The sequence below is a fragment of the Micromonospora chalcea genome, assembly GCF_002926165.1.
Lineage (GTDB): Bacteria > Actinomycetota > Actinomycetes > Mycobacteriales > Micromonosporaceae > Micromonospora > Micromonospora chalcea.
The window spans coordinates 100159-113769 of record NZ_MAGP01000093.1; the positions used below are offsets into that span (position 1 = coordinate 100159).

At 66.3% G+C, this 13611-nt stretch carries 5 protein-coding genes and 2 pseudogenes; 1 reads left to right on the forward strand and 6 read right to left on the reverse strand.

Annotation, left to right across the window (positions count from 1 at the left end):
* Positions 1-68 precede the first annotated feature (68 nt).
* Both BAW75_RS09485 and BAW75_RS09490 read right to left on the reverse strand, forming a co-directional pair.
* Positions 69-1637, reverse strand: a complete 1569-nt coding sequence (locus tag BAW75_RS09485) for a PDDEXK family nuclease (RefSeq protein WP_167435548.1) — start codon at positions 1635-1637, stop codon at positions 69-71.
* An 803-nt stretch (positions 1638-2440) separates the two neighbouring features.
* Positions 2441-6712 (reverse strand): tetratricopeptide repeat protein, encoded by a 4272-nt coding sequence (locus tag BAW75_RS09490; RefSeq protein WP_104113311.1) that lies wholly within the window; start codon positions 6710-6712, stop codon positions 2441-2443.
* A gap of 405 nt (positions 6713-7117) precedes the next feature.
* Between BAW75_RS09490 and BAW75_RS33455 the strand changes: the two are divergent.
* Positions 7118-7284, forward strand: a pseudogene (locus tag BAW75_RS33455) (IS5 family transposase); the annotation flags it as partial.
* An 898-nt stretch (positions 7285-8182) separates the two neighbouring features.
* On the opposite strand, the pseudogene BAW75_RS32840 reads toward BAW75_RS33455, so the two are convergent.
* The 4 genes and pseudogenes from BAW75_RS32840 to BAW75_RS09515 all read right to left on the reverse strand — a co-directional run.
* Positions 8183-8356: pseudogene (locus BAW75_RS32840) on the reverse strand (transposase); the annotation flags it as partial.
* A 575-nt stretch (positions 8357-8931) separates the two neighbouring features.
* Complete coding sequence (locus tag BAW75_RS09505) at positions 8932-10287, reverse strand: lipase family protein (protein ID WP_244206059.1); 1356 nt, start codon at positions 10285-10287, stop codon at positions 8932-8934.
* A gap of 991 nt (positions 10288-11278) precedes the next feature.
* Positions 11279-12211 carry an alpha/beta hydrolase gene (locus tag BAW75_RS09510; RefSeq protein WP_104113312.1) on the reverse strand — a complete coding sequence of 311 codons (933 nt, stop codon included), beginning with the start codon at positions 12209-12211 and terminating at the stop codon, positions 11279-11281.
* Positions 12208-13563, reverse strand: a complete 1356-nt coding sequence (locus tag BAW75_RS09515; RefSeq protein ID WP_104113313.1) for a flavin-containing monooxygenase — start codon at positions 13561-13563, stop codon at positions 12208-12210. Before BAW75_RS09515 ends, BAW75_RS09510 begins: the two co-directional genes overlap by 4 nt.
* Between the last annotated feature and the right edge of the window lie 48 nt (positions 13564-13611).

Below are 13611 nucleotides of genomic sequence, written 5' to 3' on the forward strand. Positions count from 1 at the left end.
GGACGGTAGGCAGAATGCGGGCGGTCTGTAGCCCCCTCTATCGCTCAGCCGTTCGCAGACGGCTCTTGTTAGATGCCTCGTGGTGGCCCAAGTGCTCGGAGTGCTGCCACGAGGTCTAGCGGCACGGTGAAATGGGTCGCCTGAACCCCGTGGTCGTAGCCCGTCTGGAACGGGTACTCCACTTCCTCGGGAAGGCGACCTTGCTCCATGAGAGACGCTGTGATCCTATTGGTGGGACGTGTTAGTCCGCGGAGTGTCCGATCCGGTGGAAAATTGGCGATCGTGTACACCTGATCCCGCTCCAGCCGACCGTGCCGGCGTGCCGCGGCACGGATCAGAGCGGCTTGCGTCGGGTAGGAGCCGTCGAGCACGGTCATCAGGCTCTTGGCTGTCGGTACCGACCAGCCTCGAATGTCGCGAGGCCTTCGCTCAGCCTGATCTTCAATCACGATCCGTGGCTCGGGACGTCTGCGCTGTCGAGGCCGAGCAGGCAGGCTGCGCCGCAGGAACGACGTATCCGCTGCGTCAGTTCCCGCGTCGCCTTCAACCTGCTCCTCCTCCGAGGGAAGTCGGGGAGGTGTTCTCACCGGCTGATACCGCAACTGAACCAAGCGGTCTTCCAAGAAGAGGCTGATCGTCGGCAACAAGGTTCGCTTTGCGTCGGCCGCACGTCGCCGTTCCTGTTCGGGCACGGACAACAACCAGGCCTCGAGGGCGCCGGGGAGGCCGAACGATAGCCGGAAAGCTTCAGGATCTTCCGTGGGGGTAATGATCCAATCCCCACGAGCCCCTTCTCGCCCGAAACGAATGTCGACTGGGACGTAAGCGCCGTGCGCTGCGATGAAAGCCTCGAAGTCCTCCATGCTATCGGGATGCATGGCCAGGATGAACGGCGCCGCGGGGAAGCCCAGGATGAGCCCTTCGCCACTAGCCGAGTCCTGTAGCTCCGCAGTCACCCGGGCCGCCCAGGACGTTAAGATATCCGCAGGCAGGCCGCCGTGCGTACCTTCAGAGGAAACTTCAGTCGCGGTGATTTCGGCGCCAGCGTTGCTAAATGCATTTCGAAGTGCCAGCCGTACTTGCCGGACAGGAAAAGTCGCCAGATTTGCGTCCGCTGCTTCGGCTAGGACCAGCGTCGCGGCCCTTTCTACCGTCTCAATGAGGGGTTCGAACGCCGGGCCCGATAGGTCGACAAGTGAGATCTGTTGAGCGAGCGCGTAGCTTTGTGCTTCCTTCTTGAAGCCAGCCGCCGAGAACAACGCGTAGCGGTACTGATACCGGCGTAACGGTTGCCGGTACGTCGTCGATAGCGCCGTCGAGTACTGCTGGTTCACGTCATCGATGACGCCGTGTGCGTTGCGCACCTCCGCTAGGCCGACTTTCGATCCGCGATTCTTCGCCTCGACGAAAAGCCGAACAGGTAGGGAGAACGGTGTCGGCATTAGCAGATCGCCCAAGACGTCAGCCTGGTGATCAGCGCCTCGGCCGCGAACGAGCAGACCGTGTCCCGCTTGACGCAGGGCTTGTTCATCAGCGTCCGAGTCCTGCAGGAGCCGGTATCCGTTTGAGCTAAGTAGGAAGGCGATCGCCTCTTCGAGAAGATACCCGGCCAGAGCATCGGCGGAGATCAGTGCCATGGTCTGATCCTCGCATGTGGAGGTCGATGCGGGGCGCCCGGCTACGTGCGCAGGCGAATGGCGGCGGAGGGGTGTCGTGATCCCTGCCCCTGATCTCACGGAGGCGCGCATGGCATGCGGGAGCGGGACCTTGCCCCACCCGGCCTTGGTGTTGGATGATCAACCGCGCTTCGTGCAACAGCACCCGTCCATCAAACCGGCGTCATTACGATGAAGACTCGTCGGATCCTGGTGGCGCTCGTGCTGACAGCGGCTGCGGCAATCCTGCCCCAGGCCACCACCCACACCCCGATGACCACGGCCATGTCCGCTTGTCTCCTATGGGAGAAGCCTAACTATCGTTAAGCCGGTGTCCTAGGACGCCCTAGTGCGTGCGTCACTCATCTCCAGCCTGCGCCGCAGTACCAGATTGGCCCGGTTGAGAGCCCCGGGGCCAACCAATCTAGGTAGGTTTCTGTCAGCCGAGCGGAATGGTGCCGACAAGGTGCAACCCGTGATGGGCATCGGTTCGTGTCGATCCTCCGACACCAACCCCCACGGCGCGACTGCCAGTGATGCGATGAGCCGGTGCGTCCTTCGGTGCGCGTGCAACTCCGTAGTGGTGGGGAGTGCTGTTCAGGCGTGGGCGGCTTCCCCACGAGGGCTGCCTCCGTGATTACCTCACAGTTGCGGTAGCCAGTACATGCTTCCTTCGCGCTGTCGAGCCGAGCCACCCGCGTCTGGGGCCTCGGGCTCCGCGAGAACCTTGTCGAAGGCGTTGGGTACGGGATTTCATTCTCAACGGCCTGGGGTAGCGCCGACTGTCAACTGCGCAGGGTCACCGACCACGCACGGATACCGTCGTACGAGAAACCGAGCACCGCGTGTACCCGCGCGTTCTCGTGCCGGCCCCGGAGCACCCCAGCCCGTGCGGGGACGAAGAAGGCCTCCAGGTCCGTGTCGTCGAGGCGCAGGCTGCCGGCCTGGGGCGATCTAATTGTCGACACCTTGGCCGGCATGACACGCAGGGTGGCGGGGATCTCGTCGCTGCGCTCCCGGTTCCAGGTCGACGGCACCTCTGAGTAAAGGACCAACTGGCTGAGTCCGTCGCCCTTACCCAGCCATTCGTAGCTGAATTTGCGGTTGCCGAACGACAGGGACAAATCTCGGCACCGGTCGATCTTCCGCTGGGCCTCCCGCGACTGGCTCCTCCGCCCGTTGATCACTTGGAGGACCGCGATGATGTAGTCGTACAGATACGCCTCGCGGGAAACCCGCTGCACAGCCCAGTTCGACACCAGCTCGCTGGCCCGGTCCAGGGTGGTGGCACCGCTGCGGGCGGCCCGCAACCAGTCCCGCAGGCTCGTCTCGTCGGACGGATCGTCGCGGAGGTTCTCCTCGAGCAGGGCCAGCACACGTCGTCGGTCGTCGCGGTCCAGGTTCTTCCAGTCGCCGGCTCGGCGGACGTAGACGCGGGCCAGTCGGCGCCGAATCGGCGACTTGAGCACGTCTGGTCGGTCGAGCAGGTTGCGCCATCCCTGGAGGAGGGCGGCGTAGTCGTCGTACAGCTGCTGGAGTTGGACGTAGACGGTTTGAGCTCGGGCGGACATGGGATCGGGGCCCCGGATCTCCTGTACGGAGTCCATCGCTCTTTCGGCCCGCTCCACCAGCCCGCGGTAGACCGACGAACCGGGCCGGGAGAGGAACTCACTGAAGGAGGCGCTGCGGGCGCGATCGCGGGCCATGTCGATCGCCGTGACGGCCACGGAGACGGTCGCGACGTGCGGGTATTCGGACTTGTCGTCGAGTTTCGCGGCAGCGTCGAAGTCGCTGAGCGCGAGCTCCGTCAGCCGGAGGAGCTCGGCCTCGTCCTTCTTCTTTGCCTGGTCCCGCAGGCACCGGGTATAGATCATTCCTCGAATGTGGAAGAGGACCGTGTCGGCGTCGTTGATGTCGAGCGCCCGTTTCGCCGCCTGCAGGGCCCCGTCGGAGTCGCCGGCGTAGCTCAGCAGACGGCCGTAGTGCGCCCAGTAGTGGGCCTCGTCGGGGAAATGCTCGGCCAGTTGGCGCATCACCTCGAGGCGACCCTCCTGGGAGGGGATGTCCTCGAGGAACTCTGAGAACGAACGCTGTCGCTCACCACCGAGGAGTTCCCTGTTTTCGCGGTTGATGAACAGCCGGTCCAAGAGATCGCGGATGTCGTCGGGTGGCTCCTCCCCGAAGACGCTGCTCGCCTGTTCGATGACGTTCGACGCTACACTCGACAAGGACAGACGCCAGGCCTCCGCCGCGGCTCCCGGCGGTGTGAGCAGCTGCCGGAGCGACTCCTCGGCGATCAACCAGTGGACGGTGCGCCAATATCCTGGCGTCTCCTCCGCGAGCAAGCTCTGCGCCGGATGACTGAGGTGCTGTTCCAGGATGACGGCCTGATCGTCGTCGGCCTCCAGGATGTCCGCGAACAGGTCCGACGCCACGCTGATGCCGGCATAGCGATGGGCTACGGCGATGAGGACGAACACCGCGCGTTCGGTGTCCGAGACCCCGGCCAGTGAGCGCCGGACGTGCTCGACGAGCCCGTGGAAATTCTTCTCGAAAGCCACCAGGCCCAGGTAGAAGGGAACGGCCGTCTTGAGGCCGGGCTGGATCGCCTGCAAATCGTGGGCGCGCTGGGGTGCATATTCGACATACCGGCTCACCAGGCTCGAGAGCTCGGCACGGGTGGCGGCTGGGCCCAGGTAGAAGCTTCTGGGTCCGGCTTCCCGCGGCTTTTCGAACCGTCGACCAACCACGACGACGACCGCCGGGACCGAGTCTCCGCGCAGCCGGTTGTAGACGCCTTCCGTGACGGCATCGGTCGTGTTCTCGAGGACGACTAGCACCGGCAGTCCGCTCAGCTGACTGAGGCGGCTGACTCGTTCGGCGAGTCCGTAGTCATCGTGGGTGCCGGTGCAATAGATGGTCGGGAACTCGCTGTGCAGGTCCCAGGCGAGTCGACGGCCCAGGGTAGTTCCGCCGGCGCCGGGGTAATGCATGAGCGCGATTCGGCGCGTGTCCCGGCCGGAGAGGTCAATGCGGACCGCCTGCTCGAGGTCGTCGGCGATTCCCGGCCGTACGTCCAGCCCTAGGCTGAGCTCGAACCACGTCACCGGGCGGCCCTGTAGGAAGCCCCCGCCGGTGTTCTCGGTGTTGCCGGCCGTGGTGCCCGACGACGAGTCGAGCAGGTCGGCGAACTCGCGGAACCACTGGGCGTCCTCGGCGTCGAGAACTACCGGCCCGTCCAGGCCGGGAATCGTCGAGGGGGGGACGTCACGGTCCTCAAGGGCGGGAAGATTGTCGAGTAGTTTTCCAGGCTCGATCGCGATGTGCTCGTCGACGTAGTCGTCGATGTCGCTGGGTGTCGCGCTGACCAGGACCGTGGTCGATCGATCGCCGAACCGATCGTCGAAGGCCTGCACGATGTCGCCCACGCGCTTGTCTGGGTCCCCCAGAACCACCAGGGCGATCGGCCGGGAGCTGAACCGGGCGAGCCCGCTGACCGACTCGGTGATCAAGGGCCGGTTGTGCCGGCGCCATAGGCGATGGTTCGTCCCGCCCGTGGTGTTCATCGCCTCGGCATATTCGCCGAAGACGAGCCACGTGGTCGATCCGTGTCGGAACTCGGGATTCTGCTCGCTGGTCACGAGGCGGTGCAGTCTGTTGCCTTGCTGCCGCGCCGACGCCAGCGGCCCGGTGGTGTCGATGTCCGGGTCGAAGGACATGACGGCGGTCCAGGGCAGTTCCCCTATCCGCGGGCTGCTGACTCCGGGAGCGAGGAGAGCGATCACCGAACGCTTGTCGTTGAGGATGCCCGAAGTCCCGAGCAGCCGGTCGATCCCCTTGCGTACCTCCTCGTCGAGTTGAGGGCCGCACACCGGAACCGTTCCCGGGTCTGGCGGGAACTCGACGGTTCCCTGTCGGCGGAGGTATTGGCCGAGGGCCCGGCAGCCGAGCTCGAAGTACCAGAGGCGTAGCGTCTCGGTCGCCTTGACTCGGCCGACACCCTGCAGAGCCGCGCCCACCAGAGCGAGCTGGAGCTGGTCGTCCCAGTCGTCGTCCATGCCGGGCGCCGCGCCGATCTGCCATTCCTTTGCGGCTTGGCGGATCCCACGCACAGCGTCCCGCGGCGACTTGAGGTCGGACGACACCCCGTCGGCGTCGTTCAGAAGGATGTCGAAGAGCTCTTCGCGCCGGGCGGGTGTGTCGTCGAGGTATTCGGTGACGACGGCCAGTGCCAGATACAGGAGGTCCTTGGCCAGCGAGGCCGAGGCCTCGTAGCTCGACAGGTCGATCAGGCGGAAACCCTCGGGCGATGGGTTTGGGCTCACGTGAAGCAGTAGGTTACCCGGGTGAAGGTCGCCGTGGGCTCGTCCGAAGAGCCCGAAGAACGGGGCATCACTCGGCCAGAGGGCTGGGTCCTCGATCCAGGACAGAGCGTTCGGCACCGCGGTTGCGAGGTGGGTGGGAAAGCGGATCCACGGCGCAGCCTCTAGCTTGCGGGCCTGGTTGAATCGGGTCAGCGGACCCTTCTTGTCGGCCTTCGTCCCGAGGTCCGAGCGAAGAACCTCGTACGGCGTCGTCTTGCGGACCTCGGGTGCGGGATTCCACCCTTTGAGTAGCCGCGAGACGATGTGCCCGGTCATGTCGGCCAGACGGCTATCGCGGATGATGCTCGACAGAGGCGCGACCCGGCGCAGCGAGTCGCCAGCGACAGCTTGGAACAGGACCCGCCACTTGGTGTTGCTCTCGACGGTTTCGAAGGGCTGTTGCACCAGGTGCCGCTCGGCGAATTCCGGCGGGGAGTCGGCGAGCGCTTGGGTGTGCAGCCGCGGCTCCCGTGACGTCGTTCGTTCGGGCGGGCAAGCCTTGAGGACTACCTTGGCCGGCCCGCCTGGGCCGGTGACGACGACGACCGCCACGGGAGCGGCCGTGTTGCCTCCGGTCAGCCACCGCTCGTACTGGATGACGTTGCCGGTCTCTGCCTGCCACTGATCGAGGGCGTCCACGACGGACTTTTCGAGGCCGACTGCGAGGTTGGCGTCAAGGGTGGACCCGCTCATGCGACCACCCTAGTGCTAGCGGGGAACAGCCGGGGCCTGCCGACGCAGGAGGGGACGTTCGAGGGAGAGGGTGCACCTGGACGTCGCATCGACTGAACCGCGCGGATCGATATAGACTGTTCTACCGGGCGGGGCTCTTCGGCGGGGTCCTTTAGCGGGCCTGGTCCCCGCTGATCGAGGCGTCGTCCAACGTGGCCTTCTAGGTTCGACGTTCTCCCGACGTAGCTGGCGCAAGTCCTGCACCTCTGAGTGGTCGGCCGGTCGTCGCGCTGACCCGGTCGGCCCCGTCCTGGCGGGTCCAGTGGATCACCGGCCTCGGGTCCGACTCCCGATACAAGCGCACCGCACGTTCACGCAGCTCATCGGGGTACCGTCGAAAGCCTCCGAGCTACCGGGGAACCTCAGAGCAAGAAGGACCAGGACGCCCACCGCAAGGCCAAAGCACCCGCAGCGGACGCCCGCCGAAGTTCGACTGAGACCTCCACCGGATGCGACATGCCGTCGAGAACAGCATCGCCCGACTCAAGCGCCACCGCGGCGTGGCCACCCGCTACGACAAGTTGGCCGTCTGACTCCAAGCCCTCCTGACCATCACCATCATCTGCGAGTGGCATTGAACACGACAGCCTGCGCCCGATCGACACCATGCCACGCAGCGGTCCTCTTCCTGTCGGCGGCGCGTGGTCTCGCGTTCAAAGGTCGCGTGGAGCGGACCATACCGCAACCGGTTCTACGCCAACGAGACGGGAGCCGAGCGTGGGCGAACCGGGTGGGCGCGTAGGCGGGTCGACGCCGTGAGGACCAGAGCACCGGCGGGACCGTCGGCCAGCATTGCCGTATCGGCCGGGCGGACGGTGGCCAGGGGAGCCGGGGATGGGGGGGCCGACAGTACATGGCCCCCCGTTTACCCCTCGAAAACCCCTGTCTGCGGTCAACAATCAGTGACAAGAAGTGCCCGATGCCTGGTCGCGTCTAGGCAGGTCAACGCAACTTTTTGATAATCAACGACAAGTTCGTTTCGGCTACGGTGGATAACAAGGGGTTTTGACAACCAATGGCAAGTCCTGAGAGGACTCGACAAGAGGTTGTCTTGGGTTCAAGTCCCTCGTTCCTATGAGCACTTGATGCCGAGTCGGCGCCGCGGAAGGCGTGGCGCGATGAGCTTGGCCGCAGCGCGCTGCAGCGAGCGAACGTCGCAGCCCAGCCTAGATGGCTGGTCCGGAGGCAGTTCAGGTGCTGTGCGCCGATGCGTACCGGTCGGCAGCCTGGGTGCCCACCGTGAGCTCGAGCCTCCTTCATTCCCTAGGAGCGCGTTTCGCATTGCTGTCAGTCGGGTGTGTTGAAGGTGAGGCGTTGTTGGCGGGTGAGGGCTTCGCCTCGGGCAAGGCGGCGGAGCGTGCCGCCGAGGGCCGCCGATCGGATCATGGCCCCGGGCGTTGCGCGGTGGGTTTCGTAGTCGCGGGACAGGCGGCGACGGTGGGCGGTGAGCCAGGCCAGGGTCCGTTCCACCACCCAGCGGCGTGGGTGGACGACGAACCCTCTCTGGTCGGCAGGTTTGCGGACGATCTGGACGGTGGTGCGCAGCAGGTCGCGGGCCCAGTCGACGAGGCGGCCGGCGAAGCCGGTGTCGGCGAATACGTGCCGGATGGGGGTGCCGCGTAGGTGGCCAGTAGGGCGCCGTTGGTGCCGTCGCGGTCCTGCGGCCGAGAGATAGGTTTTGAAATCGGAGTCGGGAATTCTCTCTGCGTTCCAGCGTGGCGCCTTCGTCGGGGTGAGTTTGTCCCGCTCGCCGGCGTGAACGAGGGTCGGAGCGGTGAGGCGGTGTGCGCGCAGGCCCGGCGAGTAGAGCGGCATGTGCAGCAGGATGCAGGCTGCGACGCGCGGTGGTGGCATCCCGAGCCGGGTCGAGCCAAGGGGAGGGGTACGCCATCTTCCGAGGAGGTCGCACGGCAATGAGAGGCGACTGGTCAGGCACCGTCAGTTCACCTGATTGCATGCGAGCTTCCGGAATCCATTCGGGCGTGCATGGTACCCAGTGGTCCGGTTTGGACGACGCTCATGCTTCGGACGCTGAACCGGCTCTCTTTCGCCCGGGATCTTGCCTGCGGAGGCGTCAGGAGCTCTGGGCTGTTCGTTCGGTCGACCGGGGGTCCCGGGCGTCGGTCAAGACCGGGACCCCCGGATCGTTCGATGCTGCCGAGGAGTCGCTCCGCCCGGGGTTAGGGCAGCTGCGAAACCGTTGCGCAGTTGGAGACCTCGGGCGTGCCCTTCAGGCGGTCGGTAAGCCAGGTAATGGCGGTGCCCTGGTCTTTGAGCAGGGAGTCGACGTGGTTCAGGAACGGGCTTGGGCCATTGATGCCCGAGATCGGGGCGTAGACGACGTTGCCGCCGCGCTGGCACCAGTCGAGGGCCAGCTGGCGGGCCTGCGCGTGCTGGACGAGGTTGTCGTGCACGCCGGTGGCGACACGCACGATACCGGCCGGCTTCTGCGTTCCGATGCGCTGCTGCTCGATGAACGCCCGGAGCCTGGGTTCGGCCGCGATCATCGCTGAGGCGGACTCCAGGTTCTTCGTCCAGCCGTTGGTGCGCTGGTAGGAGTAGGTGGCCATCGCGTCCCATATGCACCGGGTGGTGAGGTCCTTGAGGACCGCCTTGCCGATGAAGCTGAGGTGGTTGTCCAGCACCGCCTGCAGCGACGGGTCGGACTGCGCGAACCCGTTCAGCGACCAGCCGATGGAAGCGACCAGTTCGGTGCCGTCGATACCCGACGTGACCGCGGCGAGGTCGGCCGGTACCGCGCCGGCGTAGCTCGCGCTCACGGGGACGTCCGGGGCGTAGGTCGGCTGGAGCTCGATGGCCGCGCCGACCGCCCCGCCGCCCTGGCTGAACCCGTACAGGCCGGTCGGTGAGGCGGCGGTGACGGACACACCGGGCAGGGATCGTGCGGCCCGCGCGGCGTCGAGCACCGCGTGACCCTCGTCGAGGCGGTTGACGTAGGTGTGCAACCGATCCGTGGTTCCCAGGCCGATGTGGTCGCTGACGGCGACCGCGATGCCCTTGCCCAGCAGCTGGTAGATCGCCAGATTCTCGATCCCGATCGAGAGGGTGCTGTTACCAAAGGCGATCACGTTCTGCAGGCCCAGGGAGGTGGCACACTGATCGCCCTGACCCGAGGTTCCCGGCGCGAGGACGACCAGCGGGCGCGGGCCGCTGCCCTGCCAACTCGCCGACGGCTCGATGTACGCACCGGTCGCGGCGGCGGGCTGGCCGTTCGAGTCGGTGGTCTTGTACATGATCCGGGTCGCCCGTCCCGGAATGGGCCGTCCGTCCAGGCCCGGCAGCGACAGCGACAGCGGCAGCGGTTCGCTGCGCACCAGAGTCCCGTTCGCGGCGGGCAGTTGGGCGGGCGGGGAGTAGAACGCGGGAATCGTGATGCCCCGGGAGACGGTGCTGGCACTGGCTGTGGCTCCGGGGAGTGCCGCCAGACCGAGTCCGACGACGACGGCGAGTGCCGCGGCGCGGGTGAGAGCGCGTGCGGACATGCGGTGACCTCCGTTGATGAGGGTGGTGGACATGACCGCAGGGTGATTCGACGTCCGAGGCGTCGAACCCTGCGGGTGAGTCGTGAGACGGCGGGCAGACACGCGCTTCCTCGGCATGGGCTCATTGCAACTGCACGCCAATGTTTCCGGCATGTGACCAGTGGTCATGTGACCAGTGGTCACATTAGCCCTCCGCGGTAGGGGCGACAAGACCTCGATCGCCCTTGTTCGATGTGTGTCAAGGACTCTGGACTGTGATTCGGGTTGCTGGTCTGGCTGCTGGCCGCCCGTTGAGAGTGTCGGTAAGGACTTTGGCCGGGCTGCGGTAGCCCAGCCGGGAGTGCAGGGTTGCCGTTTGTAGAGCACTTCGATGTACTCGGCCACGACCAACCGTGGCTGTTACCGCCAATGACACGATCGGGTAGGTCGCCTCCTGCGCCTCTATCGCCGCCAGCGCACAGCTGCGAGTGCGTCCGGGTGAAAAGGCCGCGGCTTTAGCCGACGGACCTCGTCTTCCGGCTCTTGCGGGGGCATGCTCCACAGGTGACAGTGCACACTCGCGGTCCGGGCTCGCTTGCCGCCACGCGTCGACCCCGCTGCTGGGGTCCCGTCATGGATACCAAGATGACGGGCGACACCCGCGACGGGACGGCCGGCGCCCGGACGAGGGCCGCCGTCAGTGGCGCTTGGCCACTGAACGGCCGTGCTTGGGAACGCGAGCTGGCCCGCCACGACGCCGGTGAAGTGGGGGTCGCGCGCGTGGCGATCGCGGCGCGCCAGGCCTCGTTCTCCCGGGCGATGCTCAGTAGCGGGCAGGGCTGCCCGGTACTGCCTCTTCGATCGCTCCATGCTCGGCGACCACTGTGGAAGCGGCGTTCGACGAGCTGGTAGTGGCGGCGAGCCCAATAATGCTGAGGATGTAGCCGTCACGTGCGCGCCCGTTCGGCTCAGCCCGATGCCCACCGCACGGCCGATCCACGACCCAGCTCCGGGCCCAAGACGGCGACCGTGCCGTCGAAGGCACTCATTGCCGCACGGGTACGCGGCTGTTGAGGAACGCGATCTGGTCGGCGACCACGCCCTCAAAGTGAGGGTCGACGTAAGGATCGAAGTGGCCGCACGGATAGGTCTTGAACACGGAATCCGGGATGCGCCCGGCGACCCAGCGTGACGCCTTCGTCGGGGTGAGTTCGTCTCGCTCGCCAGCCTGAACCAGAGTCGGGGCGGTGATGCGGTGTGCGCGCAGACCCGGCGAGTAGAGCGGCATGTGCAGCAGGATGCGGGCGGCGACGCGGTTGTGAGGCAGGACGCTGTCGACATCCAGGCCCTCGGCCAGCCGTCGCAGGATTTCGATGCCGTCGTCGTCGAGCATGACGGCAAGGGTGCCGGTGTCTCCGATTGACGGTACGTAGTACGGCGAGCGGCCGGTGAGCTGCCGTGTCAGATCCTTGACGGCCGCGACGCCGAGACGGGTGACGTGGCGGGCACCCATCGCGATCGTGGCGTGCGGTCCGGAGACGTGGGGGACCTGGGCGATGACGGCCGCGAGGTCGTGGTCGCGGGCCGCGGCGTGCAGGACGTGCCCGCCGCTCAGCGAGGAGCCCCACGCGACGATCCGTCCCGTGTCGACCCCGGGCAGCGCGCGTGCGTAGGCGATGGCTGCCCGCCAGTCTTGCTGTTGGCGGGACAGGCTCAGCAGCTCGCGGGGCTGGCCGGTGCTGTCGCCGAAATGCCGGTAGTCGAAGACGAGGACGGCGTACCCGGCGTCGGCGAAGCGCTGGGCGTAGGCGTCGAGCCTCAGTGTCCGAATCGCGCCGAAGCCGTGCGCCATCACGACGACGGGGGGACGTTCCACGTTCTCGGGCCGGTAGAGCCAGGCGGCGCAAGAGTCTCGGCCTACAGGGAAAGTGACATCCGATCGTCGAGCGCTGGCAGGTGTGATGGGCGCAGGGTTCATCGGATCTCACCGACCATCGGGAGCCGGTCCCCGGCGCCTCCGCGGGCTCGTCTTGCGCCCCGGGCTCGCTCAACTCGCAGGCTGCGCATGTAGTCGTCGAAGTCGACCTGAATGGTGTGTCGCTTGCTGCGGACGTAGCGTTTCGCGAGTGAGGCGCGGTAGCGGTTGATCTCGCTCTCCATTGCGGCGCGGCCCGGGAGGGCGTAGAGGCCTTGCAAGTGGTCGGCGATGATCTCAGACTGGCGTTCGGCGATCGGCATGATGGCGCCGAGGGGCTGGATCAGTCCGACGAAGTACAGGTGTGGCGTGGTAGTGGAAAACATCCTCTTGTAGAGGCGGATGTCGTTGCTGTCACCGGCGTCCAGGAACGCCGGATCGAAGAACGGGAAGCTCAGCTTGTACCCGGTGCAGTAAACGACGAGGTCCGCGTCGACCCGGCTGCCGTCGGTGAACACGACAGTGTCGCGGTCGAACCGCTCGATGTTGGGCTTCGGGGTGATCGCGCCGTGGGCCAGGCGGTCCAGGATCCGGCTCGACATTGTGGGGTGGGCCTGGGCGAACTTGTGGTCGGGCGCCGGCAGCCCGTACCGGTTCATGGGGCCGGTCGTCACCTTGAAGAGCAGCCGCGCCAGCGGCCAGCGGACCGCGCCGGGGATCCACTCCTTGCCGGCGATCTGGTCGTAAGGCCGGCCGAAGACGTACTTGGGGATGATGTGCACTCCACTGCGGGCCGCCAGGTAGGTCGCTCGTGCGTGGTAGCTGGCGTCGACGGCGATGTCCATGGCGCTGTTGCCCATCCCGAGGACGACGACCCGTTTGCCCGCGAGTTGGGTTTCGCTGGAGTAGCTGTGCGAGTGGATCTGTTCGATGCTCGTCGTGTCGGAGCCGGGAAAGGCCGGTTCGGGCCAGCGCGGGTCCCAGTGGTGTCCGTTCGCTACGCAGACGGCGTCGTAGCGGCGACGCTCACCTGTGGTCAGGGTGACGTCGAAGCCGCCGCCGGCCAACGGCTCGACGTGGCTCACCCCCGTGCCGAAGACGATCCGGTCACGGAAGCCGAAGTGGTCGACGTAGGCGTCGAAGTAGGCCGCGACCTGGTCGTGGCGTGCGAAGTCGGGCAGATGGTCGGGCATCGGGAAGTCGCTGAACTGCATGCGTTCCCTGGAGGTGTTGATGTGCAACGACCGGTACGCGGCAGAGACACCGTTCTTGTTGCCCCACACCCAGTTCCCGCCGACGCGGTCGGAGAGCTCGTAGCAGTCGAAGGCGATGCCGCGCTCGTGCAGTACCTTCGCGGTGGCAATCCCTGAGGAACCGGCGCCGATGATGCACGTACGGATCGGAACGGACGACATCGTCTGGCCTCCACACGATTGTGACCGGTGGTCATATGACCGGTGGTC